The 23,914-nt window shown below is 68.4% G+C and carries 25 protein-coding genes; 16 read left to right on the top strand and 9 right to left on the bottom strand.

The window, feature by feature from the left end:
• Window positions 1–28: 28 nt before the first annotated feature.
• Both ubiB and ubiE read right to left on the bottom strand, forming a co-directional pair.
• Window positions 29–1,615, bottom strand: a complete 1,587-nt coding sequence (ubiB, locus tag AUL34_RS19235) for a 2-polyprenylphenol 6-hydroxylase (protein ID WP_061937513.1) — start codon at window positions 1,613–1,615, stop codon at window positions 29–31.
• 2 nt (window positions 1,616–1,617) lie between these two features.
• A complete protein-coding gene (gene ubiE / locus AUL34_RS19230; protein ID WP_061937510.1) occupies window positions 1,618–2,397 on the bottom strand; it encodes a bifunctional demethylmenaquinone methyltransferase/2-methoxy-6-polyprenyl-1,4-benzoquinol methylase UbiE in 780 nt (259 codons plus the stop codon).
• A gap of 142 nt (window positions 2,398–2,539) precedes the next feature.
• Here ubiE and mutM point away from each other — a divergent pair, with 142 nt between their 5' ends.
• From mutM to AUL34_RS19175, 11 genes are all read left to right on the top strand, one after another.
• Window positions 2,540–3,439, top strand: coding sequence for a bifunctional DNA-formamidopyrimidine glycosylase/DNA-(apurinic or apyrimidinic site) lyase (gene mutM, locus AUL34_RS19225; RefSeq protein ID WP_061937508.1), 900 nt, complete (start codon window positions 2,540–2,542; stop codon window positions 3,437–3,439).
• On the top strand, window positions 3,436–3,774 hold the full coding sequence (locus AUL34_RS19220; protein WP_061937505.1) for a hypothetical protein: 339 nt from the start codon (window positions 3,436–3,438) through the stop codon (window positions 3,772–3,774). The genes mutM and AUL34_RS19220 overlap by 4 nt, the downstream gene beginning before the upstream one ends.
• Before the next feature lie 58 nt (window positions 3,775–3,832).
• Window positions 3,833–4,606 (top strand): enoyl-CoA hydratase, encoded by a 774-nt coding sequence (locus AUL34_RS19215; protein WP_061937502.1) that lies wholly within the window; start codon window positions 3,833–3,835, stop codon window positions 4,604–4,606.
• A 203-nt stretch (window positions 4,607–4,809) separates the two neighbouring features.
• Window positions 4,810–5,079 carry a 30S ribosomal protein S20 gene (gene rpsT / locus AUL34_RS19210; RefSeq protein WP_061937499.1) on the top strand — a complete coding sequence of 90 codons (270 nt, stop codon included), beginning with the start codon at window positions 4,810–4,812 and terminating at the stop codon, window positions 5,077–5,079.
• Between the two features lie 674 nt (window positions 5,080–5,753).
• A complete protein-coding gene (locus AUL34_RS19205; RefSeq protein WP_061937496.1) occupies window positions 5,754–6,188 on the top strand; it encodes a rhodanese-like domain-containing protein in 435 nt (144 codons plus the stop codon).
• 116 nt (window positions 6,189–6,304) lie between these two features.
• Window positions 6,305–7,765: a chromosomal replication initiator protein DnaA gene (gene dnaA / locus AUL34_RS19200; protein ID WP_061937694.1), complete on the top strand. Its 1,461-nt coding sequence runs from the start codon at window positions 6,305–6,307 to the stop codon at window positions 7,763–7,765.
• Between the two features lie 150 nt (window positions 7,766–7,915).
• Entirely contained in the window at window positions 7,916–9,034 is a 1,119-nt protein-coding gene (gene dnaN / locus AUL34_RS19195; protein WP_061937495.1) for a DNA polymerase III subunit beta, read from the top strand.
• Window positions 9,035–9,054: 20 nt separating this feature from the next.
• Complete coding sequence (gene recF / locus AUL34_RS19190; protein ID WP_061937492.1) at window positions 9,055–10,206, top strand: DNA replication/repair protein RecF; 1,152 nt, start codon at window positions 9,055–9,057, stop codon at window positions 10,204–10,206.
• Window positions 10,203–10,988 (top strand): molybdopterin-synthase adenylyltransferase MoeB, encoded by a 786-nt coding sequence (locus tag AUL34_RS19185; protein ID WP_061937488.1) that lies wholly within the window; start codon window positions 10,203–10,205, stop codon window positions 10,986–10,988. Before recF ends, AUL34_RS19185 begins: the two co-directional genes overlap by 4 nt.
• Before the next feature lie 175 nt (window positions 10,989–11,163).
• Window positions 11,164–12,573, top strand: coding sequence for an NAD(P)/FAD-dependent oxidoreductase (locus tag AUL34_RS19180; protein WP_082653514.1), 1,410 nt, complete (start codon window positions 11,164–11,166; stop codon window positions 12,571–12,573).
• Between the two features lie 191 nt (window positions 12,574–12,764).
• Window positions 12,765–13,346 (top strand): SH3 domain-containing protein, encoded by a 582-nt coding sequence (locus tag AUL34_RS19175; protein ID WP_061937485.1) that lies wholly within the window; start codon window positions 12,765–12,767, stop codon window positions 13,344–13,346.
• Window positions 13,347–13,442: 96 nt separating this feature from the next.
• On the opposite strand, the gene irrA is transcribed toward AUL34_RS19175, so the two are convergent.
• Both irrA and AUL34_RS19165 read right to left on the bottom strand, forming a co-directional pair.
• On the bottom strand, window positions 13,443–13,886 hold the full coding sequence (gene irrA, locus AUL34_RS19170) for an iron response transcriptional regulator IrrA (protein WP_061937691.1): 444 nt from the start codon (window positions 13,884–13,886) through the stop codon (window positions 13,443–13,445).
• A gap of 151 nt (window positions 13,887–14,037) precedes the next feature.
• A complete protein-coding gene (locus tag AUL34_RS19165; protein WP_061937482.1) occupies window positions 14,038–14,493 on the bottom strand; it encodes a hypothetical protein in 456 nt (151 codons plus the stop codon).
• Between the two features lie 158 nt (window positions 14,494–14,651).
• Here AUL34_RS19165 and fabA point away from each other — a divergent pair, with 158 nt between their 5' ends.
• The 3 genes from fabA to fabI are packed head-to-tail and all read left to right on the top strand — an operon-like array spanning window position 14,652 to window position 17,323.
• On the top strand, window positions 14,652–15,185 hold the full coding sequence (gene fabA, locus AUL34_RS19160; protein ID WP_061937479.1) for a 3-hydroxyacyl-[acyl-carrier-protein] dehydratase FabA: 534 nt from the start codon (window positions 14,652–14,654) through the stop codon (window positions 15,183–15,185).
• A gap of 57 nt (window positions 15,186–15,242) precedes the next feature.
• Window positions 15,243–16,466 (top strand): beta-ketoacyl-ACP synthase I, encoded by a 1,224-nt coding sequence (fabB, locus tag AUL34_RS19155; RefSeq protein ID WP_061937475.1) that lies wholly within the window; start codon window positions 15,243–15,245, stop codon window positions 16,464–16,466.
• Between the two features lie 14 nt (window positions 16,467–16,480).
• Window positions 16,481–17,323: an enoyl-ACP reductase FabI gene (fabI, locus tag AUL34_RS19150; protein ID WP_061937472.1), complete on the top strand. Its 843-nt coding sequence runs from the start codon at window positions 16,481–16,483 to the stop codon at window positions 17,321–17,323.
• A gap of 7 nt (window positions 17,324–17,330) precedes the next feature.
• Here the strand turns inward: fabI and AUL34_RS19145 are convergent, their stop codons facing one another.
• On the bottom strand, window positions 17,331–17,987 hold the full coding sequence (locus AUL34_RS19145) for an HAD family phosphatase (RefSeq protein WP_244492652.1): 657 nt from the start codon (window positions 17,985–17,987) through the stop codon (window positions 17,331–17,333).
• A gap of 7 nt (window positions 17,988–17,994) precedes the next feature.
• The gene (locus AUL34_RS22945) at window positions 17,995–18,675 is read right to left on the bottom strand and encodes an alpha/beta fold hydrolase (protein WP_061937469.1); all 681 of its coding nucleotides are present in this window, start codon (window positions 18,673–18,675) and stop codon (window positions 17,995–17,997) included.
• Between the two features lie 146 nt (window positions 18,676–18,821).
• Between AUL34_RS22945 and AUL34_RS19135 the strand changes: the two genes are divergently transcribed.
• Window positions 18,822–19,874: an aldo/keto reductase gene (locus tag AUL34_RS19135; RefSeq protein ID WP_061937465.1), complete on the top strand. Its 1,053-nt coding sequence runs from the start codon at window positions 18,822–18,824 to the stop codon at window positions 19,872–19,874.
• A gap of 3 nt (window positions 19,875–19,877) precedes the next feature.
• Here the strand turns inward: AUL34_RS19135 and AUL34_RS19130 are convergent, their stop codons facing one another.
• Window positions 19,878–20,345: a MarR family winged helix-turn-helix transcriptional regulator gene (locus AUL34_RS19130; protein ID WP_061937462.1), complete on the bottom strand. Its 468-nt coding sequence runs from the start codon at window positions 20,343–20,345 to the stop codon at window positions 19,878–19,880.
• 122 nt (window positions 20,346–20,467) lie between these two features.
• Here AUL34_RS19130 and AUL34_RS19125 point away from each other — a divergent pair, with 122 nt between their 5' ends.
• On the top strand, window positions 20,468–20,896 hold the full coding sequence (locus tag AUL34_RS19125; protein WP_061937459.1) for an organic hydroperoxide resistance protein: 429 nt from the start codon (window positions 20,468–20,470) through the stop codon (window positions 20,894–20,896).
• Window positions 20,897–21,029: 133 nt separating this feature from the next.
• Here the strand turns inward: AUL34_RS19125 and pnp are convergent, their stop codons facing one another.
• Window positions 21,030–23,162 carry a polyribonucleotide nucleotidyltransferase gene (gene pnp / locus AUL34_RS19120; protein ID WP_061937456.1) on the bottom strand — a complete coding sequence of 711 codons (2,133 nt, stop codon included), beginning with the start codon at window positions 23,160–23,162 and terminating at the stop codon, window positions 21,030–21,032.
• Window positions 23,163–23,484: 322 nt separating this feature from the next.
• Window positions 23,485–23,754 (bottom strand): 30S ribosomal protein S15, encoded by a 270-nt coding sequence (gene rpsO / locus AUL34_RS19115; RefSeq protein ID WP_061937454.1) that lies wholly within the window; start codon window positions 23,752–23,754, stop codon window positions 23,485–23,487.
• Window positions 23,755–23,914 lie beyond the last annotated feature (160 nt).

The raw sequence follows: 23,914 nt of genomic DNA, 5'->3' as shown, positions 1-23,914 counted from the left end.
TGTGATCGCAATGCAATCACCCTGCCCTCTACCCGAAGGTCAGCTGCCAGGCGATGACCACCAGCGCGACCGCCGAGGCGATCTGCGCGACGTGGCTGATGATGAGGCCGGTGCGCGACTCCTTGGCGAGTTCCATCAGGTCGTCGTCGTTGATGTGGATGCCGTTCTCGATGAGGTCCGGCATGTTGTTGGCGAAGACCTCCAGTCCCGCGGCGAAATCCGGGAAGCGGTGGATCACCCGGCCGATCGCCTCGAGCCCCCGCTTGGCGTCGCGGAGCTTGGCGGCGGGGCCGAGCTCGGAGACGATGTAGTCCGTGACAACGGGCTCCGCCGCCTCCCACATGTTGAAGCGGGGGTCGTAGGATCGCGCGACACCCTCCACCACCACCATGGTCTTCTGCAGAAGAACCAGCTCGGGTCGAGCCTGCATGTCGAAGAGCTCCGTCACCTCGAAGAGGAGGGTCAGGAGATGGGCCATCGAGATGGTCTCGGCCGGCTGGCCGTGGATCGGCTCGCCGATCGCCCGCAGGGCCTGTGCGAAGGACAGGACGTCCTGCGTGCGGGGCACGTAGCCCGCTTCGAAATGCACCTCGGCGACGCGCTGGTAGTCGCGCCGGATGAAGCCGTAGAGGATCTCCGCCAGGAAACGGCGCGAGTCCGCCGTCAGGCGCCCGACGATGCCCAGATCGACCGCCACGATCGTGCCGTCGGGCACCACGAAGAGGTTTCCCGGATGCATGTCGGCGTGGAAGAAGCCGTCGCGCATCGAATGGCGCAGGAAGGACTGGACGAGATTGACGCCGAGGCGCGGCAGGTCGTGGCCCGCAGCGGCAACGGCGGCGACGTCGTTCATCTTGATGCCGTCGATCCACTCCATCGTGAGGACGTCGCGGCCCGTGCGCTCCCAGTCGATGCCGGGCACGCGAAAATGCGGATCCTCCGCCACGTTGTCGGCCATCTCCGACGAGGCGGCCGCCTCCAGGCGCAGGTCCATCTCGATGCGGGTCGACTGGGCGAGCGTCTCCACCACGGCGACGGGCCGCAGGCGCCGGGACGAGCGCACGACCTTCTCCAGGACCCAGGCGATGAAGGCGAAGGCCTCGAGCTCGCGCCGGAAGCGCACGCGCACGCCCGGCCGGATGACCTTGACCGCGACGTCGCGATAGGAGCCCTCGCGGGTCAGGACGCGGGCCTTGTGGACCTGCGCGATGGAGGCCGCTCCGACCACCTCGCCGAACTCGACGAAGAGGTCGTCGATCCGCCGGCCGAGCGTCACCTCGATGTCGCGGATGGCTTGCTCGCGCGGGAACGGCGGCACCTTGTCCTGAAGCTGGCTCAGCTCCAGCGCGATCTCCGTGCCGACGATGTCGGGGCGCGTCGCCAGGAACTGGCCGAGCTTTACATAGGACGGCCCCAGCCGGTTGAGCGCATGGGACAGGCGCTCCGAGCGCGCCCGGCGGGTGGCCGAGCGCCGGGCCATGAGGCCCGCGAGACGGTGCGCGAGGCTCGCCATCGGTGGCAGGCCCTCGGCCGGCAGGGCCGAGACGACGCCCTCGCGCGCCAGGATGTAGACCGCCCGGATCAGCGCGATCGTGCCGGTGACGGGATTGCTCAACCTCAGAGCTTCCAGCCCGAATGGATGGCGGCGATGCCCCCGGTCAGGTTGCGGTGCGTCACGCGCTCGAAGCCGGCGCGCCGGATCGCCGCCTCGAAATTCGACTGGTTGGGGAAGCGACGGATCGATTCCACGAGATACTCGTAGGACTCGCGATCCCGGGCGACCGCCCCGCCGATGGCCGGGATCGCCTTGAAGCTCCAGAGATCGTAGACCTTGTCGAGGACCGGCAGGTCGACCTCGGAGAATTCGAGGCACAGGAAGCGCCCGCCGGGCTTCAGGACGCGGTAGGCTTCCGCCAGCGCCAGGTCGATGCGCGGCACGTTGCGGATGCCGAACGCGATCGTGTAGGCGTCGAAGCCGTCGTCCTCGAGCTTCAGGTCCTCGGCATTGCCTTCCACGAAGGTGAGGTTTCCCGAAAGGCCGCGCTTTTCCGCACGCTCGGCCCCGACGCCCAGCATCGAGGCGTTGATGTCGAGGACGGTGCCCCTTGCGGCCCCGCGCGAGGCCTCCACGATGCGGAAGGCGACGTCGCCCGTGCCGCCGGCAACATCCAGGAAGCGCCAGCCCGGGCGGCGCGAGGGCGCGAGCCACTGCACCATCGCGTCCTTCCAGAGGCGGTGCATGCCGCCCGACATCAGGTCGTTCATCAGGTCGTAGTTGGAGGCGACGCGGTGAAACACCTCGTTCACGCGGGCCTGCTTCTCCTCGCGGCCCGAGACCGTCTCGAATCCGTAGGAGGTTTCCATGCCCTCCGTTGCGCCGACGCGGGTTCGCGACATGCTGATCGACCTCTCGATGTTCGGAGCCGCGACCGGCGCGCCCCCAGGCGGGCGACCCATAGCGGAACGGGTCCAGGCGCGCCATGTCTTGTGCCGCGTCCGCAACATGGCGGCGCGCTCGACGAGGAGATGATAAGCAGCGATGCCCGAATTGCCAGAGGTCGAGACCGTCCGCCGCGGCCTGGCGCCGGTGATGGAGGGTGCGCGCATCGCCCGCGTCGAGACGCGGCGAGACGCCCTGCGCTTTCCGCTGCCCGAACGCTTCGCCGCGCGCCTGGAGGGCCGGCGCATCCTGTCGCTCGGACGCCGGGCGAAGTATCTTCTCGCCGAGATCGAGGGCGACCTCGTGCTCGCCATGCATCTCGGCATGTCCGGCTCGTTCCGAATCGAGGGAATCGAGGGGGCGGGAGGCGGCGAGCCCGTGGCGAGTGCCGCCTTCCATCTCGCGCGCTCCGAGGACCGGCTGCACGACCACGTCCTCTTTCACCTCGACACGCCCGCCGCGCGCATCGTCTTCAACGACCCCCGGCGCTTCGGCTACATGAGCCTGATCGAGGCGGCCCAGCGCGATACGCATCCCCATTTCCGGGCTCTGGGAATCGAGCCGACGGGCAACGCGCTTTCCGGCGAGGCGTTGGCGCCGCGCGTCAAGGGCAAGGCGGCACCGCTGAAGGCCGCGCTTCTCGACCAGACGATCATCGCGGGCCTTGGCAACATCTATGTCTGCGAGGCCTTGTGGCGCGCCCGCCTGTCGCCGCGCCGCATGGCTGGCACACTGGTGCGCGCCGACGGGCGGCCGACCCAGCGCCTCGAGGCACTGGCGCTGCATATTCGCGAAACCATCGCCGACGCGATCGAGGCCGGCGGCTCGACCTTGCGCGACTACCGGCAGGCAGACGGCGCGCTCGGCTACTTCCAGCACCGTTTCCAGGTCTACGACCGCGAGGGCGAGCCCTGCCGACGCGAGGCTTGCCGCGGCATTGTCCAGCGGATCGTCCAGTCCGGCCGCTCCACGTTCTTCTGCCCGGTCTGCCAGAGGTGAGCGCCGACTACCCGCGCACGCCGGACGGCCGCTACTTCGTCGCCAAGGGGCGGCTCTGGCGCTGCTCCGATCCGGCGCTCGGCGAGCGCGAGCGCGAGGCGGCCGTGCATGCGCTGATGGACGCGCGGCGTGCGGTCCGCGATGCGGGCACGGACGCCGAGCGGCGCGCGGCGCGCCGGGGCGTCGACGCCGCCAAGCAGGCGCTCGGCGAGCGCGGTCCCGTCTGGTGGACCGACGGGGCGCGCGACTGGACGCGCTTCGCGCCAAAGAACACGCCCTATGCCGACTGGTTCGCGGCCCTCTCCACGGCGGAGCGGACGGCCGGCGGCGCCTGAGCCGCTTGGCGGACCGCCCGCCCGCCCCTATCCTTTGCGGCACAACGGGAGGACGGGCATGGACTACACGAGCATCAAGGTGGACCGTCGCGGCCGGGTCGGCTGGATGACCATCGATCGTCCGAAGGCGTTGAACGCCCTGAACAGCCAGGTCCTCACCGAACTCCTCCATGCGTCCGACGCCTTCGCTGCCGACCCCGAGATCGGCGCCATGGTGCTGACGGGGTCCGAGCGCGCCTTCGCCGCCGGCGCCGACATCAAGGAGATGCAGCCCTTCGGCTTCGCCGAGGCCTATCTCTCCGACTTCGCCAGCGGCTGGGACCGGTTCGCGAGCGCCCGCAAGCCGATGATCGCGGCGGTCGCCGGCTATGCGCTCGGCGGCGGCTGCGAGGTCGCGATGATGTGCGACTTCATCATCGCCGCCGAATCGGCCAAGTTCGGCCAGCCCGAGATCACGCTCGGCGTTCTGCCCGGCATGGGCGGCACGCAGCGCATGGCCCGCGCCATCGGCAAGGCGAAGACCATGGACCTCTGCCTCACCGGCCGCATGATGGACGCCGGAGAGGCCGAGCGCTCCGGGCTCGTCGCGCGCGTCGTGCCCGACGCCGAGCTTCTGGCGGAGGCGCAGAAGGCGGCCGAGACCATCGCGGGCTTCTCCCTGCCGGCCGCGATGATGACGAAGGAGGCGATCACGAGGGCCTTCGACACGACGCTGACGGAGGGCCTTCGCGCCGAGCGACGCTTGTTTGCCGCCGCCTTCGCGCTGGAGGATCAGTCGGAGGGCATGGCCGCCTTCATCGAGAAGCGCAAACCCGGCTTCCGCCACCGCTGAGGTCCCGGTGGCGCAACCGTTGACGCGGCAGGTGCTTGCGCCTATAAGCGCGCCAGATTTCAGGCGGCATCGTTCCGGTGCGGCCTTTCACGCCTTGCCGCTCGGTTTCGTTCGGCTCGGCGGCTTCACGCTGAAACCATTCGCGCGGAGACAGGCGGCCCGGTTGGTCGTTCGGTTCCGCGTCTAGCCGAGAGAGACTGAATATGGCCAATACGCCGTCGGCCAAGAAGGCCGCCCGCAAGATCGCCCGTCGCACCGCGATCAACCGTGACCGCCGCTCGCGCGTTCGCAGCTTCCTTCGCAAGGTCGAGGAAGCGATCCTGACGGGCGACAAGGCCGCAGCCCAGGCCGCCTTCAAGCTGGCCGAACCCGAACTGGCGCGCGCTGCCTCGAAGGGCGTGATGCATCGCAACACGGTGTCCCGCAAGATCTCGCGCCTGTCGAGCCGGGTGAAGGCCGTCGGCGCCGCCTGAGCGCCGCCCACATCCAAACCCTACGAAGGGCTCGGAGCGACCGCTCCGGGTCCTTTTCGATTCGTGCCATGCACGCTCGGTGCTTTGTGGCTGGCCACGCACAAATGTGACCGTCACACGCTTGTTATGTGATCGCCGCGCAGCAGGAAGCCCGGGCTCAGCGTGAATCAGGTTTACCGCAGCAAAAACAACGGCTTGGCGATGGTTGTGGAAAACCCCCCGGATTGCTGGACGGCGCCGTGCCGAGTCGCGTGAGTCAAGTCTGACTCCGAAAAAGAATCCCGAGTTCAGACCTGCGACCAAATCGCGGCCGACCCCTTCCTCGAATCTCCCGTTGAATCAGGCGATTGCGAAAATCGCGGCGGGAACGGGCATGTCGGACTCGCCACAGTTCGACCACGCTTAGGTCGCGGGAGCCGATTCAAAGCTTGCCCGAACCTGGGGCCTTCCGTAGCTTTTGCCTCACGACAAGAGCACTGGACGACGAAGGCTGGGGACAAGAGGTGTTTTCCAGAACTTAAGGGGACCGGCCACGAGCCGGGTCGACCAGGGGCTTTCCGTTTTTCGATGAGTATCACCCAGTGGCTCGCGCTCCGTTCGAGCGCGGCAGGGTGAATTTCGTTCCGCGTTCCGCCGTGTCCGATCGTGTCGGTGCGGCGTGTTGGGAGTTCGCTATGAGCCGTTCCTACAAGGGCGACGTTTCAGTCGAGGAGTGCTGGTCCGCCCTGCAGTCCGATTCCCAAAGCTTCCTGGTCGATGTTCGCACGTCGGCCGAATGGAATTTCGTGGGCTTTCCCCTCGTGCCCGAAAACGGCCGCGACGCCGTCTTCGCCGAGTGGCAGAGCTATCCGACGATGGCCGTCGATCCCGGCTTCACGGATCGCGTCGGCGCGGCCGTTCGGGCGGCCGGCGGCTCCGAGACGTCCAAGCTCTACTTCCTCTGCCGTTCGGGCGCCCGCTCCATGTCGAGCGCGGCGGCGATGACGGCGGCGGGCTTTTCCGACTGCTACAACATCCTCGACGGCTTCGAAGGCCCGCCCGACCCGGACGGCCATCGCGGCCATCAGGCGGGATGGAAGGCGGCCGGTCTGCCCTGGAGGCAGAAATGACCGCCCTGCATGCGGGCGGTGCGCCCAATCCCGCCGTTCCCGGGGCGCGTGCGCGCGCCTTCCCCTCCACCCCCAGCCGTGCGGCCTCGGCCGCGCATCATGATGGCGAGACTTCGATGGCAGCACCAGCACGCGACGAGACGGCGATCCTCGATCGTGTGAACGCTCGTCTCAAGGCGCAGCTCGGTCCCGACGTCTTCGCATCCTGGTTCGCACGCCTGAAGCTCGAGCATGTCGGCAAGGGCGTGGTGCAGCTCTCGGTGCCGACGGCCTTCCTGAAGTCCTGGATCAACGGTCACTATCGCGACCTCCTTCTCCAGATCTTCTCGGAGGAAGTGCCGGGAACGCTGAAGGTGGATGTCGCCGTGCGCTCGGCCGTGCGTGGCATCGCCGTCCCGCCGCCGGCCGCCAGCGCAGACCAGCCGGCGGTCGCCAACGACGGCGGCGCGCGCGTTCCCGCTGCCGCGATGCGTCCCGGATCCGGCTCCGGCTCCGCTGCCGATCGCGCTCCGGCTTCGGAGGGCTCGCGCGCCGAATTCGGCTCGCCCCTCGACAGCCGCTACGTCTTCTCCACCTTCGTGGAGGGCGCATCCAATCGCGTGGCGCTGGCTGCGGCGCGATCCATCGCCGAGAACGGACCCCAGTCGGTTCGCTTTAACCCGCTTTTCCTTCATGCGTCCGTCGGCCTCGGCAAGACGCATCTCCTTCAGGCGATCGCCAACGCGGCCGTTGCGCGAGACGACAAGCCGCGGGTCGTGTACCTGACGGCCGAATACTTCATGTGGCGCTTCGCCACCGCGATCCGCGACAACCAGGCGCTCGACTTCAAGGAGAACCTGCGCGGCATCGACATTCTGATCATCGACGACATGCAGTTCCTGCAGGGCAAGTCGATCCAGCAGGAGTTCTGCCACCTCCTCAACGCGCTGATCGATTCGGCGCGGCAGGTGATCGTGGCGGCCGATCGCCCGGCCTTCGAGCTGGAATCGCTCGACAGCCGGGTCCGCTCGCGCCTTTCGGGGGGTGTCGCCATCGAGATGGTCTCGCCGGACTACGACATGCGCCGCGGCATCCTCGCCTCGCGCGTGTCGGCCATGCGCGCGGGCGATCCGAGCTTCGCGATCCCCGAGACGGTGGTGGATACGATCGCGCGGCGCGTGGTCGGCTCGGGCCGCGATCTCGAGGGCGCCTTCAACCAGATCGCCTTCCGGCACGCGGTGGGCCAGCCTCTCTCGGCGGAGCATCTCGACGATCTCCTCAACCAGCTGACGCGCGCCGGCGGCGAGAAGCGTGTGCGCATCGAGGACATCCTGAAGTTCGTCTCGCGCCACTACAACGTGTCGCGCACCGATATCCTGTCGGCCCGGCGCACCCGCACCATCGTGCGCCCGCGCCAGATCGCGATGTATCTCGCCAAGACCATGACGCCCCGCTCGCTGCCCGAGATCGGCCGCCGCTTCGGCGGGCGCGACCATACGACGGTGCTCCATGCCGTGCGCAAGATCGAGGCGGAGCGGGCCGGCGACGAGAAGCTGTCGGAGGAACTCGACGTGATCCGCCGCATGATCGAGGAGTAATCTTCCGCGATCGCGAACCGACCGCCGGATGCCTGGGGTTTCCGGCGGTTTCCCTTTGCGCCTGCCGCCCTTTGCTCTAAAACGTCGGGACCTTTTGAGAAAGGTCGCGCCCGTTCGGCGCCCTTTCGAGTCTCCGAACGGTTGTCGTCCATGCGTATCATCATCGAGCGATCCAACCTCCTGAAGTCGCTGAGCCACATCCAGCGCGTGGTGGAACGGCGCAACACGATCCCGATCCTGTCCAATGTCCTCCTGAAGACCGAGGACGGCGCTATGCGCCTCAAGGCGACCGACCTCGACATCGAGATCACCGAGAGCGTGCCGGCGAGCGGCGACGTGCCGGGTGCCACCACGGTGCCCGCCCACCTCCTCTACGACATCGTGCGGAAGCTTCCCGACGGCTCGGAGGTCAAGCTCGAGACCACCGGCGACGGCGCGCAGATGACGGTTTCGGCGGGCCGCTCGACCTTCCGTCTCCAGTGCCTGCCGGAAACCGACTTCCCCGACATCACGGCCGGTGCCTTCACGCACGCCTTCACGCTCAAGTCGTCCGACCTCGCGCGCCTCGTCGAGCGGACGCAGTTCGCCATCTCCACGGAGGAAACGCGCTACTATCTCAACGGCATCTTCCTCCACACGGTCGAGTCGGGCGGCGCGCTCGCGCTGCGTGCGGTCGCGACCGACGGGCACCGCCTCGCACGCGCCGAGATGGCCGCGCCCGCGGGATCGGAAGGGATGCCCGGCATCATCGTGCCGCGCAAGACCGTGGCCGAGATCCAGAAGCTTCTCGGCGAAGGCGCCGAGACCGTGGCGGTCGAGCTTTCGGACTCCAAGATCCGCTTCAGCCTCGGTGCCGTGGTGATGACCTCGAAGCTCATCGACGGCACCTTCCCGGACTACGGGCGTGTCATCCCGACCGGCAACGACAAGGCGCTGACGCTCGACCGGCAGAGCTTCTCGGCCGCCGTCGACCGCGTCTCCACCATCTCGTCCGAGCGCGGGCGGGCGGTGAAGCTCGCCCTCTCGGATGGCCAGCTCGTCCTCACCGTCAATTCGCCGGATGCCGGCACCGCGACCGAGGAACTCCCGGTCGGCTACGAGGCGGAGGAGATCGAGATCGGCTTCAACGCCCGCTACCTCCTCGACATCACCGGTCAGCTTTCGGGCGACAGCGCCGTCTTCATGATGGCCGATCCCGGCTCACCGACCCTCATCCGCGACGGGGGCGACGAGGGAACGCTCTACGTCCTGATGCCGATGCGCGTCTAAGGGGACGCACCGCCACGTCCATGGACACCATTCGCGATGCCCGGCTCCGCGTGACCGGGCTCGGCCTCGTGGACTTTCGCAACTACGAGACGCTGAACCTCGCGATCCGCTCGCCCTTCGTCGTGCTGCACGGCGACAACGGATCGGGCAAGACCAATCTTCTCGAGGCCCTGTCGCTCCTGTCGCCCGGCAAGGGGCTGCGCCGCGCCGCCTATGGCGAGATCGCGCGAACGGCCGCGTCCACGGCGACGGGCGGTTTTTCGGTGCGCGCGCGCCTTGCGGCCGACGCCCCGGAGGACGAGCCGACGGACATCCTCACGCTGGTGCGGCCGGACGAGGGCACGCCCCAGCGCGTGCTTCGCATCGACGGAACCACGGCGCGCTCGACGGACGAGCTTCTGGACCTCCTGCGCGTCATCTGGCTGACGCCGTCGATGGACGGGCTCTTCACCGGTCCCGGCACCGAGCGTCGCCGCTTCCTCGACCGCATGGTGCTCACCGTCGATCCCGGGCACGGGCGCCGGACGGTGGACTACGAGAAGGCGATGCGCGGCCGCAACCGGCTCCTCGCCGACGATCGCCTCGACGACCGGTGGCTCGCCGGCATCGAGCGGCAGATGGCGGAACTCGGCCTTGCCATCGCGCTCGCGCGCGCCGACCTCACGGCGCGCCTCGCCGGACTTCTGGATGCCGCATCGGCGTCGCCGTTCCCCGTCGCCGGGCTCGACCTCCAGTCGGGCTACGAGGACCTGGTCCTCGAGGGGGCGGCCGTCGACCTCGAGGACCAGGTCGCCGAACGTCTGGCGCGCCGCCGCATGGTCGACCGCGCCGCCGGCCGCACGCTGGCGGGGCCGCATCGCGGCGACCTCGTCGTCACCCATCGCGCCAAGGCGATGCCCGCCGCCCTGTCGTCCACCGGCGAGCAGAAGGCGCTGCTGATCGGTCTCGTGCTGGCGCATGCACGTCTCGTGGAAGCCTCGTCCGGCATGGCGCCCGTCCTTCTTCTCGACGAGATCGCCGCCCATCTCGATCCCGGCCGCCGAGCCGCTCTGTTCGACATCCTCGACGGGCTCGGCGTCCAGTCCTTCCTTACCGGCACCGACGCCGCGCTCTTCGAAGCGCTGGATGGAAGGGCCCAGATGCTCTGCGTCGCCAACGGAGCCGTGACATGACGCACTCCCCTCCCCCGCTCTCGCCGGACGAGCTTGGTCGCTATGCCCGCCACATCGTGCTGCCGGAGATCGGCGGACCCGGCCAGCAGAGGCTCAAGAGCGCCCGCGTACTGCTTGTCGGTGCAGGCGGCATCGGCTCGCCGGCCGCGCTCTATCTTGCGGCAGCCGGCGTCGGGACGATCGGGCTCGCCGACGACGACCATGTGTCGCTCTCCAATCTGCAGCGCCAGATCCTGTTCGGCACAAGTGACCTCGGCCGGCCCAAGGTGGAGGTCGCCGCCGAGGCACTCGGACGGCTCAATCCGCATGTCGCCGTGGAGATCCATGCCCTTCGGCTCGGCGAGGCGAACGCGGCCGCGATCCTCGCGCGATACGACGTGGTGATCGACGGCTCGGACAATTTCGCCACGCGCTTTCTGGTGGCGGACCTCTGCGAAGCCGCCGCCGTGCCGCTCGTCACCGTGGCCGTGCAGCGCTTCTCGGGTTCGCTGACGACGCTCGTGCCCCATCGCGAGGGACCGGACGGGCGGCTCTTCCCGCGCTTTCGCGACCTCTTTCCCGAACCGCCGCCGGAAGGCACGGTGCCGACCTGCGCCGAAGCCGGCATCCTCGGCGTCGTGACCGGCATCATGGGCACGATGGGTGCGGCGGAAGCGATCAAGCTGGTGACGGGCGCGGGCGATCCGATGACGGGACGGCTGCTTCTCGTCGATGTCTTGCGCATGCGCTTCGAGGAAATCCGCTATCGTCGCCCGGCGGCTCCTTCCGCCGAGAGCGCTTAGGCTCGCTTCTAGGACTTCGATAAAGTTCGAGCCGTATCCGCGACGTTATCCTTGAGACGAGAACGGATCCCGGAACGGTAACACGTCCGTGATTTCGGAGAATTGCGATTGTATCCTTGCCCCGTTGTTCACCAGCGATCCCATAAGGTTCGCTCGACACTTCGGGGAGACGACGATGAAGCCGATCGCAATTCTGGGAGCAGGCCTGGCCGGTCTGACGGCGGCGGCCGAACTCAAGCGTCGTGGCCTGCCGGCGGTGGTCTTCGAGGCCGGCAAGGCGGTCGGCGGCATGGCCGCCTCGTTTCGGGACGCCGAGGGCTTCTCCTACGATTACGGCGCGCATTTCATCTCCAACCGCCTGGCGAAGGCTCTCGGCGCCGAGGACATCTGCCGCACCGTGCGCCATTACGGCGAGGCCGTGGTGGTGGACGGGCGCAGCCGCAGCCATCCGTTCGGCCTCATGGCCGAGCCGCGCTTCCTCGCCAGCGCCCTGAAAAGCCGCATCGCCCCGCGCAACAAGGCGCCGGCCGCCAACGCCGAAGACTGGATGCGCCGCTCCTACGGCGACGCCATGGCCGAGGACGTGGCGATGCCCCTCGTCGAGGCCTGGTCCGGCGCGCCGGCGCGCGAACTCTCGCCCTCCGTCGGCGAGAAGTTCGGCAACAGCATTCTGAAGTCGATCTATCTCAATGCCGCCGCCAAGGTGACGCGCCGCGCCGTCTGCAACGGCTACACGCGCACCATGCCGGAGGGTGCCGGCGTCTATCACGTCTATCCCGAAGGCGGCCTCGCCAAGCTTCTGGAGCCGACGCTGCGCAAGCTCGACGGCTCGGTGCGACTGGACTCGCCGGTCGAACGCATCCTCGTCGAGAAGGGTCGCGTGGTCGCGGTGCGCAGTGTGGGGGCGGAGGTGCCGGTCTCCGCCGTCATATCGACCGCACCGGTCAACATCCTGCCGCGCCTCATGGAGGGCACCGACGCGCTGGCGCCGCTGTCCGCCTTCCGCTACCGCCCGATGATGTTCGTGAACCTGCGCTTTTCCGGCCGCGCCATCCTTCCCGACACGATGGTGTGGGTGCCCGACCGCAGCCAGTTGAGCTTCCGCCTCACCGAAGCGCCGATCTCGATGCCCTGGCTGGCGCCGGAGGGAAAGACGCTGATCACCTTCGACATCGGCTGCGAGGTCGGCGACGAGCGCTGGACGATGAGCGACGAGGATCTCGCCAAACGCTGCCTCGATCAGATCTGCGCGCTCTACGGCGAGGGCCTGCGGACGCGCTACCTCGGCGCCGGCGGCACGATCCGGACCCCGATCTCCTATCCCGTCTACCTCAACGCCTACGAGGCCGAGCGTCGCCTCTTCGCCCGATCCACCGGCGTCCAGGGCCTCTACAGCGTCGGGCGCAACGGCGAGTTCGCCCATATCCTGATGGAGGACGTGTTCTGGCGCACGATCCGGCGGATGGAGGACGTTGAGCGCTACGTCGCCGCTCCGGGCGCTTGGGAAGGGCGACCGGGACTTGTGGCGGAAGACCCGCTTGCGGGCCTCGGCTTCGCCAGCGCACGGCTGTCGCAAGCCGTCTGACGCGGCCGCAGCCAGGAGGGGAACGCCGGCCGACCGGCCGTCCTCGACAGCCCCGCGCAAGGGGTTGTTAACCTCGATCCGCGATCATGCGACGTGTCGGGCTCGTGCGTCATCCTTTGGGAAGACTTCAGGCGAGCCCGGCGAGCCCGGCCTCACCGGGTCACAGCGTCCTCGCCTGTCCGGAGTCCCCCGTGTCCCGCTTCCCGTTTCTCGGGCCGATCGCCCTCGCCCTTCTCGTCGCCCTGCCGCCTCTCGGCGCCGCGCGCGCGCAGTCTCCGGCCGCGGCCGCGACGCCCCCCGCTGCGACGGCCGCCGAGGAAGGCGTGGACGCCGAGATGCAGCGCAAGCTCCCGCTGCCCCGCTTCGTGTCTCTGAAGTCGGCGCGCGTGAACCTGCGCGTCGGCCCGGGCAAGGATTATGCCGTGTCTTGGCTCTATCTGAAGCCCGGCCTGCCGGTGGAGGTGATCCAGGAATACGATCTCTGGCGCCGCATTCGCGACTCGGAGGGCACCGAGGGCTGGGTCTACCACTCGCTCCTGTCGGGCGAGCGCACCGCGCTGGCGGCTCCCTGGCTGAAGGGCAAGACGCTGGCGACCATCACCATGCACCGCTCGGCCGCCACGGACGGCCCGATCGTGGCCGAGATGGAGCCCGGCGTCCTGACCAAGGTGCGCGAGTGCTCCTTCGGCTGGTGCCAGGTGGAAGCCGCCGGCCGCCGCGGCTTCGTCACCCAGAAGGAGATCTGGGGCGTTTACCCCGACGAACGGTTCTGAGGCGCCTCGTCCCCCCGCCTCGAATGCAGAAAGGCCGGCGATCTTGCGACCGCCGGCCTTTCTCTATAATGGCGCGATCCCGAAACCGGGAAGCCGTCAGCTCAGCGTCTTGGCGCCCGTCTTGCGGCGCAGACGCACCACCACGTCGACATTGACGATCTCCATGCCTTCGGGCGGCTCGGGCAGGTTGCCGATGGTCAGCGTCCCGTCCGGGATGTCGATCATCGTGTTGTCAGCTTCCACGAAGAAATGGTGGTGGTCCGAGGTGTTGGTGTCGAAATAGGTGCGCTGCCCCTCGCCCGACAACGGACGCACGAGGCCGGCGTCGGTGAACTGGTGCAGCGTGTTGTAGACGGTGGCCAGCGACACCGGCTCGCCCGCCTTGTGGGCTTCCTCGTGCAGTTCCTCGGCCGAGAGGTGTCGGTCGCCCGCTCCGAAGATCAGGTTGCACAAGGCGACGCGCTGGCGGGTCGGCCGCAAGCCCGAAGCGCGCAGGCGCTCGAAGACGCAGAAGGTCTGGGGCCGGCTGGCCGTGCGCATATCCGCCATCGAGGGCTTCGCCCGGTTGTCCATCGTTCAGATCACCGAAAACTTGACTAACTGCATCACCTTTAGCCGAGCGTCATGCACCGCCGCAAGGTCTTGTCGGAATGCAATATAGTCGCAATCCCGGTCGCGAACAATCGAGGCCTCAGGGCGACGCGCAAACGGGGGCAAGGGCACTGATCGCCTTTCCCGAACCGCGAAGCGGCAGGCGCATGAAACCGGCCGGGCTCGACACCTCGACGCTCTTGCCCCGTTTCAGGGCGGCAAGGATCGCTGCGGTCTCGCCGCTTTCCACCACGCGCACGAAGCGCGAGCCGCCGCCGGGTCCCTCGGGCTCGACCCGCGCCTCGCCGGAAAAGCCCATCCCGTCCACCGAGATCACCAGCGTCACCGGGCGGTCCGCCGGAAAGCGGGCGCCGTTGCCCGCCGCCGTGATCGCGATCCGCCCCCCGGGCAGACAGGTGATCCGTGCGCCCGCCGGCCGCCCGTCCCGGGAAAAGAATGCCGCGCCCCCTTCGCCCTTGCCGGTGCTGCGCCATTCCTGCGCAACAGCCGAACCGGCGACGCCGGAGAGAACGAGGGCGACGAGAACCAGACGCATGAAGGCTCCTTGGCGGCGGCGGTCGGCGCGAAACCGTGACGCCTCTCTGGAAGTTAACGGATTTGCCCTCGGGCGCTCGCGTGGTAAGGGCCGTCCCGCGATCGATTTGATACGAATTGGAACGGCGGCGGCGTGTCGTTCCCCAACCGGACGGATCCATGGACACGGTGAAGACCTATTTCGGCAAGGACGAAATTCTGGCCTGCGGCCGGGGCGAGCTCTTCGGCGCGGGAAATGCCCAGCTGCCGCTGCCGCCCATGCTGATGTTCGACCGCATCACCTCCGTCACGACCGATGGCGGCGAGTTCGGCAAGGGCTCGATCCGCGCCGAGTTCGACGTCTCGCCGGATCTCTGGTTCTTCGCCTGCCACTTCCAGGGCGATCCGGTCATGCCCGGCTGCCTCGGTCTCGACGCCTTGTGGCAGCTCACCGGCTTCTATCTCGGCTGGCTGGGCGAGCCCGGTCGCGGCCGCGCGCTCGGCGTCGGCGAGGTGAAGTTCACCGGTCAGGTGACCCCGGACGTCAAGCTCGTCGAATACGGCGTCGATTTCCGTCGCGTGATGCGCTCGAAACTGAAGCTCGGCATCGCGGAAGGCTGGATGAAGGCCGACGGCGTCGTCATCTATCAGGCGAGCAACCTGCGCGTCGGCCTGTTCCAGGACGAGCAGCCGGGCGAAGCGGTCGGCGGCTGATCCGCCCCGTCCATCTTGAAGACGAAGGGTCCAGGGACCTTGGAAGGGAGTTTGGCCATGAGGCGCGTCGTCGTGACCGGAATGGGCATCGTGTCCTCGATCGGCAACGATCTGAACGAGGTGACCGCCTCGCTGCGGGAAGCGAAATCGGGCATCAGCTTTAGCCAGGACTTCGCCGACAACGGCTTCCGCTGCCGCGTCTGGGGCAAGCCGGAGATCGACGTGTCCGAGATGGTGGACCGGCGGGCGATGCGCTTCCTCAGCCAGGGCGGCGCATGGAACCACGTCGCGATGAAACAGGCGATCGCCGATTCCGGTTTGGCCGAGAGCGACATCTCGAACAACGAACGCACCGGCATCATCATGGGCTCGGGCGGCCCCTCGACGCGCACGCTGATCGAGGCCGCCGACATCACCCGCAAGAACAACAGCCCCAAGCGTATCGGTCCCTTCGCAGTGCCCAAAGCCATGTCGTCGACCGCCTCGGCGACGCTCGCGACCTGGTTCAAGATCCACGGCGTGAACTACTCGATCTCGTCGGCCTGCTCGACCTCGGCCCATTGCATCGGCAACGCGGCCGAGATGATCCAGTGGGGCAAGCAGGACGTGATGTTCGCCGGCGGCCACGAAGACCTCGACTGGACCATGTCGAACCTCTTCGACGCGATGGGCGCCATGTCCTCGGACTTCAACGACCGGCCGGCGGTCGCCTCGCGCGCCTACGACAAGAACCGCGACGGGTTCGTGATCGCGGGCGGCGCGGGCGTCGTGGTGCTGGAGGAATACGAGCGGGCCGTGGCGCGCGGCGCCAGGATCTACGCAGAGCTCGTCGGCTACGGCGCCACCTCCGACGGCTACGACATGGTCGCCCCGTCCGGCGAGGGCGCGGTGCGCTGCATGCGCCAGGCCCTTTCCACCGTGAAGGGCCGCGTGGATTACGTGAACACGCACGGCACCTCGACGCCGGTCGGCGATTCCAAGGAGATCGGCGCCATCCGCGAAGTGTTCGGCGGCGACATGCCCCACGTCCAGTCCACCAAGTCGCTCACCGGCCATTCGCTCGGCGCGGCGGGCGTGCAGGAGGCGATCTATTCGCTCCTGATGATGCAGGGCGGGTTCGTCGGCGAAAGCGCCCATATCGAAGAGCTCGACCCGGAGTTCGAGGGCGTGCCGATCGTGCGCCATCGCATCGACGACGCCGACATCGATATCGCCCTGTCGAACTCCTTCGGCTTTGGCGGCACCAACGCCACGCTCGTGTTCCAGCGCGTCCGCGCCTGAGAAAGGCCTTGTCCATGACGGGATTGATGACGGGCAAGCGGGGCCTCGTGATGGGCGTCGCCAACCACAACTCCATCGCCTGGGGCGCGGCGCGCGCGCTTGCCGCGCAAGGCGCCGAGATCGCCTTCAGCTACCAGGGCGAGGCCTTCGGCAAGCGGCTCCGTCCGCTCGCGGCCGAGATCGGCTCGACGCTTCTCCTCGACTGCGACGTCGAGGACATCGCCTCGGTGGACCGTCTGTTCGAAACGCTGAAGGCCGAGTGGGGCAAGATCGACTTCGTGGTCCATGCCATCGGCTTCTCCGACAAGAACGAGCTGAAGGGCCTCTACGCCGATACGACGCGCGAGAACTTCACGCGCACCATGGTCATCTCCTGCTTCTCGTTCACCGAGGTCGCTAAGCGCGCGGCCGCGATCATGAACGAGGGCGGCTCCATGGTGACACTGACCTATGGCGGGTCGATGCGCGTCATGCCGAACTACAACGTGATGGGCGTCGCCAAGGCGGCGCTGGAAGCATCCGTGCGCTATCTCGCCGCCGACTTCGGCCCGCGCGACATCCGCGTCAACGCCGTGTCGGCCGGCCCCTTGCGCACGCTGGCGGGCGCGGGCGTCTCCGACGCGCGGTTGATGCTGAACTACCAGCGACGCAACGCCCCGATGCGCCGCAACGTCACGCACGAGGAGGTCGGCAACTCGACGCTCTACCTCCTGTCCGACCTGTCGAAGGGCGTGACCGGCGAGATCCACTACGTCGATGCCGGCTACAACATCATGTCGATGCCGGCGCTCGACGAGCTGAAGGCGCAGGAGCGCCGCGCCGAGATCGCCGGCGAGGTGGAACCGGCGTCCGCCTGACGGATCCTCAATCCGAGCCGAGGCGCGTCGCGATCTCCGCCATCGAGGCCGACACCCAGTCGGCCCCCGCCTCGGTCAGGATCGCGCCCGCACTCGGGGCGGCGTGACTGCCGCCGACATAGCCGATGGCCATCATGCCGGCCGCCTTGGCCGCCATGATGCCGAAGCGGGAATCCTCGATCACCGCGCAGCGCCCGGGCTCGACGCCCATCCGCGCGGCCGCGTACAGGAAGAGATCGGGCGCCGGCTTGCCGCGCTCGACCTGCGATGCGGAGAACACGGCGTCCGGTTCGAAGAAGCGTTGAAGCCCTGCGACGGCGAGGCTGAGACGGATCCGCTCGGGATGCGACGACGAGGCGACGCAGCGCTGCAGGCGTGATCCCGCCAAAAGATCAACGACGCCGTCGCTCGGCCGGAGCCGCTCGCGGAACACGGCGGCCGTCGCCGGCCAGAGTTCGGCCTCGGCGCCCGGCGGCAGCGCCCTGCCCGTCGCCCGTGCCAGCGCGGCGAGCCCGTCCGCCGACTTCATGCCGATGATGCTGGCGAAGAGCTCGGCCGAGATCTCGATCCCGTGCGCCCGATGGACCGCGCGCAGGGCCTCGCCCGCCAGCATCTCGCTATCGACGAGGACGCCGTCGCAGTCGAAGACGACGAGATCCGGCACGCCCGCGTCAGACGAATCGCGCGCGGATCGCGGCGGCGACCCGCATCGGCGTCTCGAGGCTCGGCAGGTGGCCGCAGTCCTCCAGCGCGACGAACTCGGCGTCCGGCATGGCTCGCGCCATGGCGCGCCCGGCATCGGGCGAGGAGAAGCTGTCCGCCTCGCCCCATACGAGAAGCGCGCGGCAGGCGAGGCCGGGAAGATCGGCCACGCGATCGGGGCGCGTCATCAGCGCCTCGTTCTGCGCCAGCAGTCGGTCGAGGCCGGCGCGGGCGGCCATGACGCGGAACGCGTCGGCGGCCTCCTGTCCCCGCCCCTCGGGCTCGAACACGATCGCACGGGCCATCTCCTCCAGCATCTCGGCGCCGCCGTCGGCCTCGATCGCGGCCCGGCGGCGGTCGAACGGCTCGCGGCTCGTCGGCCCCTGCGGCGCCGCGCCCATCACGACGAGGCCCTGGGTGAGATCGGGCGCCGTCAGCGCAACCTCCCGCGCCACGTGGCCGCCGAACGACGTACCGCCCACGACGAACGGCTTGCCCTCCGCCGCGTCGAGCACCTCGCGCGCGCAGGCCGCCATGTCGGGCGCGGCGGGCACCACGACACGGCAGTCGAAGTCGGGGCGCAGCAGCGGGATCAGCGGTTCGTAGAGATCGCCGTCGCAGGCGAAGGCGGGCACGAGAATAAGGCGCATGAGGGCTCCGATGAGCAGGACCTCGGCTCATCTAGGGCAGGCACGTGAGGATGCGATGACGGCGCTGGCGCGTTGCGGCTCCGCCTGCACGTCGATATGGAGGGCGTGGAACGCCCTTCCCTTGCCCATCCTCCAGGAAATCTCCCATGCAGCAACGACCGCTCGGGCGCACCGACCTGCGCGTCAGCCGGATCTGTCTCGGCACCATGACCTTCGGCGAGCAGAACAGCGAGGCCGAGGCGCACCGGCAGCTCGACCGCGCGACCGAGCGCGGCGTCAACTTCCTGGATGCGGCCGAGCTCTATCCGATCCCGCCGAAGGCCGAGACGCAGGGGCGCACGGAAGCCTACATCGCCTCCTGGCTGAAGGCGCGCGGCAACCGCGACCGCATCGTCGTCGCGACCAAGGTCGTCGGACGATCGGTAATGACCTGGTTTCGGCAGGACGGCTCGGAGCCGCGTCTCGACCGGCGCAATGTGGTGGAAGCCGTGGAAGGCTCGCTCCAGCGGCTCGGGATCGACTGCATCGACCTTTACCAAATCCACTGGCCGGACCGTCCGACCACCGGCTTCGGCTCCGTGCCGACGCGCTGGAAGGCCCCCGAGTCGGTGGCCGACGAGGTCGCAATCGCGGAAACGGCCGAGGTGTTCGGCGAGCTCACCGCCGCGGGCAAGATCCGTCACATGGGCCTTTCCAACGAAAGCGCCTGGGGCACGATGCGCTGGCTGGCGCTGGCGGAAACCGGCGCCGCGCCGCGGGTGGCGAGCGTCCAGAACGCCTACAACCTCCTGAACCGTACGTTCGAGACGGGCCAAGCGGAGATCGCGGCGCGCGAGGATGTCGGCCTTCTCGCCTACTCGCCGCTGGCGCAGGGCTACCTCACCGGCAAATATGCCGGCGGCGCCCTGCCCGCCGGCTCGCGCAAGGCCCTCTTCGACCGACTTCAGCGCTACGAGAAGCCCGGCACGACCGACGCCATCGACGCCTATGTGGCGCTGGCGCGCGAGCTCAGCATCGCGCCCGCAACCTTCGCCAATGCCTTCGTGCTGGCCCAGCCCTTCGTCACCGCCTCGATCATCGGCGCGACCACGATGGAACAGCTGGACGAGTGCCTCGCGGCCGAGGAGGTCGCATGGACGCCCGCCATGCAGGAGGCCGTGGACGCCCTCTACCAGCGCTTCGGCAATCCGGCGCCCTGAACCTCAGGCGCGGGGCGGCCGGTCGCCGTCGTCCCGCCCCGCCACCGCGTCGCGCAGGGCCCGCGCGTCCGCCGTCATCTGCCGCAGCCGGTCGAGCGAGAGACCCGTCGCCTCGATCAGCGCCTCGCCGAGGCAGGCGCTGCGATCGGAAAGCGCCCTCCCCGCCTCGGTGAGCCGCACGAAGACCTGCCGCGCGTCCACCAGGTCGCGCTCGCGCGTGACGAAACCGGCTCCCGCCAGCCGGGTGACCAGGGGCGTCACGGTGCTTGGCTCGAGCGCCAGCCGCTCGGCCAGTTGCCCGATCAACTGCGCGTCGCTTTCCCACAAGGCCGCCAGCACGAGATATTGCGGGTAGGTGATGCCCCAGCCATCCAGAATCGGCTTGTAGAGGCGACCGACCGCCATCGACGCGCCGTAGAGCGCGAAGCAGAGGTGGTCGTCGAGGGGAAGCCGCGGCTGCGCATCCGTCATGGGAAGAACTCCCGATTCAAGTGAAGAATGTCTATCACGATAACTTTCTACTGGACAGCGCGCCGGACCAGCGCTACGTATTGATTATCGCGATAATGAATTGCGAGACAAAGGAGAAATCGATGCCCGTCGACGTGATCTACAAGACCAGCGCCCTTGCAACCGGCGGTGGCCGCGATGGCCATGCCCGATCGGAAGACGGCGCCGTGGACGTGGACCTCGTGGTTCCCAAGGAGATGGGCGGCCCAGGCGGCGTCGGCGCCAATCCGGAGAAGCTGTTCGCGGCCGGCTACTCCGCCTGCTTCCTCGGCGCGATGCGGGCCGTGTCGTCGAAGGTCGGCGTCAAGGTTCCCAACGATGCGACGGTCAGCGCCGAGGTCGGCTTCGGCCCGCGCTCGGAAGGCGGCTACGGCATCACGGCGGACCTGACCATCACGCTGCCGGGCGTCGACCGCGCGGACGCGCAGCGTCTCGTCGAGACCGCTCATCAGGTCTGCCCCTATTCCAACGCGACCCGCAACAATCTCGACGTCGGCCTGACCATCGTCTGATCGCCGGGACGCGGCGTATCGTGGAGGCCCCGGCGGTTCGTCCGACGGGGCTTTTTTCATGCCGCCAACCGCGCAACGAAGAAGGGCGGCCCGAGGGGCCGCCCTGTTCATTCTGCATTAAGGGATGCGGATCTTACTCCGCGTCGTCTTCCTTGGCCTTCTTGATCTCCTCGCCGGTCGCCTGGTCGACGACCTTCATGGAGAGGCGGACCTTGCCGCGCTCGTCGAAGCCCATGAGCTTGACCCAGACCTTCTGGCCTTCCTTGACCACGTCCTGCGTCTTCTGGACGCGATCGGAGGCGAGTTGGCTGATGTGGACGAGGCCGTCGCGCGAGCCGAAGAAGTTCACGAAGGCACCGAACTCGACGCACTTCACCACCGTGCCCTCGTAGATCTCGCCGACTTCCGGCTCGGCCACGATCGAGTGGATCCACTTCTTGGCCGCCTCGATCTCCTTGCCCGACGACGAGGCGATCTTCACGGTGCCGTCGTCCTCGATGTTGATCTTGGCGCCGGTCTTCTCGACGATCTCGCGGATCACCTTGCCGCCCGAGCCGATCACGTCGCGGATCTTGTCGGTCGGGATCTGCATGACCTCGATGCGCGGCGCGAACTCGCCGAGCTCGGCGCGGGCCGAACCCAGCGCCTTGTTCATCTCGACGAGGATGTGCTCGCGGCCGCCCTTGGCCTGCTCGAGGGCGATCTTCATGATCTCCTCGGTGATGCCCTGGATCTTGATGTCCATCTGGAGCGAGGTGATGCCCCGGTCGGTGCCGGCGACCTTGAAGTCCATGTCGCCGAGGTGGTCCTCGTCGCCGAGGATGTCGGAGAGAACCGCGAAGCGCTCACCCTCGAGGATGAGGCCCATGGCGATGCCCGCCACCGGACGCTGCAGCGGAACGCCCGCATCCATCAGCGCCAGCGAGGTGCCGCAGACGGTCGCCATCGAGGACGAACCGTTGGACTCCGTCACCTCGGACACGGCGCGGATCGTGTAGGGGAAGGCTTCCTTGGCCGGCAGCATCGGACGGATCGCGCGCCAGGCAAGCTTGCCGTGGCCGATCTCGCGGCGGGCGGGCGAACCCATGCGGCCCGTCTCGCCGACCGAGTACGGAGGGAAGTTGTAGTGAAGGAGGAAGGTCTCCTTGTAGGTGCCGGTCAGCGAATCGACGTACTGCTCGTCCTCGCCGGTGCCGAGCGTCGCCACCACGAGGGCCTGCGTCTCGCCGCGCGTGAACAGCGCCGAGCCGTGGGTGCGCGGCAGGATGCCGGCCTCGGCGACGATCTGGCGCACGGTCGACAGGTCGCGACCGTCGATGCGGCTCTTGGTGTCGAGGATGTTCCAGCGCACGATCTTGGCCTGGAGGTCCTTGAACACCGCGCCGACGACTTCCTTGGAAGCCTTCGGGTCCTGGCCCTCGGGCAGGAAGTGCGCCATCACCTTGGCCTTCACCGCGTCCACGGCCGCGTAGCGGGCCTGCTTGTCGGTGTTCTTGTAGGCGTCGCGCAGCTCGGTCTCGGCAAGGCCCAGCATCTCGGTCTCGAGCGCCGAATGATCCGGCACGTTGTGCTCGCGCGGCTCCTTGGCGGCATGCTCGGCGAGCTTGATGATCGCCTCGATCACCGGCTGGAAGCCACGGTGGCCGAACATCACGGCGCCGAGCATCGTCGCCTCGTCCAGCTCGTGCGCCTCGGACTCGACCATCAGGACGGCGTCCTGCGTGCCGGCCACGACGAGGTCGAGCTTGGACTCGGCCATCTCGTCGACATGCGGGTTCAGCTTGTACTCGCCGCCGATGTAGCCGACGCGCGCGCCGCCGATCGGCCCCATGAAGGGCACGCCGGACAGCGTCAGCGCGGCCGAGGCCGCGACCATCGCGAGGACGTCCGGGTCGTTCTCGAGGTCATGCTGCAGGACCGTGACGACGACCTGCGTGTCGTTCTTGTAGCCTTCCGCGAAGAGCGGCCGGATCGGGCGGTCGATGAGACGCGAGACCAGCGTCTCCTTCTCGGACGGACGTCCCTCGCGCTTGAAGTAGCCGCCCGGGATCTTGCCGGCCGCGAAGGCCTTTTCCTGGTAGTTGACGGTCAGCGGGAAGAAGTCGAAGCCGGGCTTCGGGGCCTTCTGCGAGACGACGGTGGCGAGCACGGCGGTCTCGCCATAGGTCGCGAGCACGGCGCCGTCGGCCTGGCGGGCGATCTTGCCCGTCTCGAGGGTCAGCGTACGGCCGCCCCATTCGATCTCGACCTTGTGGGTATTGAACATGTGGTGTGCCTCATGGCTTGGCCGCGAGGGATCGCGGCCGTTGCGGTTTAAACGCACATGGGCAAGACGGCGGGAGGCTTCCGGCGAGGCGCGGCGACGACGCGGCGCTCGGGCACGATGGGTTCCCTCGGGCGTCGGCCGCCGTCGGGATCATGCCGGGAAGCATCCGGCAATCCTGCCCCATGAGCGCCTGGGCTCTCGGGCACGGCGTCTCACGAGACCGCCGGCCGGGACAGACTTCCCCGCCGGAGCGGGAGAAGCTGGATCGGAATGCGGGCGCGGCGCTCGAGGGGACCCCCGAGCGCCGCGCCGAATGACTGGGTTAGCGACGCAGGCCGAGACGGCCGATCAGCGCGGTGTAGCGCTCTTCCTCGCGCTCCTTCAGGTAGTCGAGGAGGCGGCGACGCTGGGACACCATCTTGAGAAGGCCACGGCGCGAGTGGTTGTCCTTCTTGTGGCCCTTGAAGTGTTCGGTCAGATTGGCGATGCGCTCCGACAGAAGGGCGACCTGCACCTCGGGCGAACCGGTGTCGCCCTCCTTGGTCGCGTATTCCTTCATGAGTTCGGCTTTGCGCTCGAGCGTGATCGACATCGGATATCCCTTTCTTGGAAAGTCGGAGGGTTGGGACGCCCTGGCCGGGATGTCGTCCAGCAAGGGCCATGCGAGGCGCCCGGGCAGAACGTCCGGGCACGCGGTGCGGGTATAGGCGGTCTTGGCGGGGAATGCCAGCCCGGAACGGCGTGGCCCGTTC

This window comes from Aureimonas sp. AU22, from assembly GCF_001463745.1.
Taxonomy (GTDB): Bacteria; Pseudomonadota; Alphaproteobacteria; order Rhizobiales; family Rhizobiaceae; genus Aureimonas.
The sequence above is the reverse complement of the archived record's forward strand: the minus strand, read 5'-3'. Positions and strand labels throughout refer to the sequence as shown.

Excerpts from the sequence above, each read along its gene's own strand:
- AUL34_RS19130 (WP_061937462.1), bottom strand. The coding sequence starts at position 20,345 with ATGACGGATGCGCAGCCGCGGCTTCCCCTCGACGACCACCTCTGCTTC.
- rpsT (WP_061937499.1), top strand. The coding sequence starts at position 4,810 with ATGGCCAATACGCCGTCGGCCAAGAAGGCCGCCCGCAAGATCGCCCGT.
- fabI (WP_061937472.1), top strand. The coding sequence starts at position 16,481 with ATGACGGGATTGATGACGGGCAAGCGGGGCCTCGTGATGGGCGTCGCC.
- AUL34_RS22945 (WP_061937469.1), bottom strand. The coding sequence starts at position 18,675 with ATGCGCCTTATTCTCGTGCCCGCCTTCGCCTGCGACGGCGATCTCTAC.
- AUL34_RS19185 (WP_061937488.1), top strand. The coding sequence starts at position 10,203 with ATGACGCACTCCCCTCCCCCGCTCTCGCCGGACGAGCTTGGTCGCTAT.
- recF (WP_061937492.1), top strand. The coding sequence starts at position 9,055 with ATGGACACCATTCGCGATGCCCGGCTCCGCGTGACCGGGCTCGGCCTC.
- mutM (WP_061937508.1), top strand. The coding sequence starts at position 2,540 with ATGCCCGAATTGCCAGAGGTCGAGACCGTCCGCCGCGGCCTGGCGCCG.
- AUL34_RS19165 (WP_061937482.1), bottom strand. The coding sequence starts at position 14,493 with ATGCGTCTGGTTCTCGTCGCCCTCGTTCTCTCCGGCGTCGCCGGTTCG.
- dnaA (WP_061937694.1), top strand. The coding sequence starts at position 6,305 with ATGGCAGCACCAGCACGCGACGAGACGGCGATCCTCGATCGTGTGAAC.
- fabB (WP_061937475.1), top strand. The coding sequence starts at position 15,243 with ATGAGGCGCGTCGTCGTGACCGGAATGGGCATCGTGTCCTCGATCGGC.
- AUL34_RS19180 (WP_082653514.1), top strand. The coding sequence starts at position 11,164 with ATGAAGCCGATCGCAATTCTGGGAGCAGGCCTGGCCGGTCTGACGGCG.
- dnaN (WP_061937495.1), top strand. The coding sequence starts at position 7,916 with ATGCGTATCATCATCGAGCGATCCAACCTCCTGAAGTCGCTGAGCCAC.
- pnp (WP_061937456.1), bottom strand. The coding sequence starts at position 23,162 with ATGTTCAATACCCACAAGGTCGAGATCGAATGGGGCGGCCGTACGCTG.
- fabA (WP_061937479.1), top strand. The coding sequence starts at position 14,652 with ATGGACACGGTGAAGACCTATTTCGGCAAGGACGAAATTCTGGCCTGC.
- AUL34_RS19215 (WP_061937502.1), top strand. The coding sequence starts at position 3,833 with ATGGACTACACGAGCATCAAGGTGGACCGTCGCGGCCGGGTCGGCTGG.
- irrA (WP_061937691.1), bottom strand. The coding sequence starts at position 13,886 with ATGCGCACGGCCAGCCGGCCCCAGACCTTCTGCGTCTTCGAGCGCCTG.
- AUL34_RS19205 (WP_061937496.1), top strand. The coding sequence starts at position 5,754 with ATGAGCCGTTCCTACAAGGGCGACGTTTCAGTCGAGGAGTGCTGGTCC.
- AUL34_RS19135 (WP_061937465.1), top strand. The coding sequence starts at position 18,822 with ATGCAGCAACGACCGCTCGGGCGCACCGACCTGCGCGTCAGCCGGATC.
- ubiE (WP_061937510.1), bottom strand. The coding sequence starts at position 2,397 with ATGTCGCGAACCCGCGTCGGCGCAACGGAGGGCATGGAAACCTCCTAC.
- AUL34_RS19125 (WP_061937459.1), top strand. The coding sequence starts at position 20,468 with ATGCCCGTCGACGTGATCTACAAGACCAGCGCCCTTGCAACCGGCGGT.
- rpsO (WP_061937454.1), bottom strand. The coding sequence starts at position 23,754 with ATGTCGATCACGCTCGAGCGCAAAGCCGAACTCATGAAGGAATACGCG.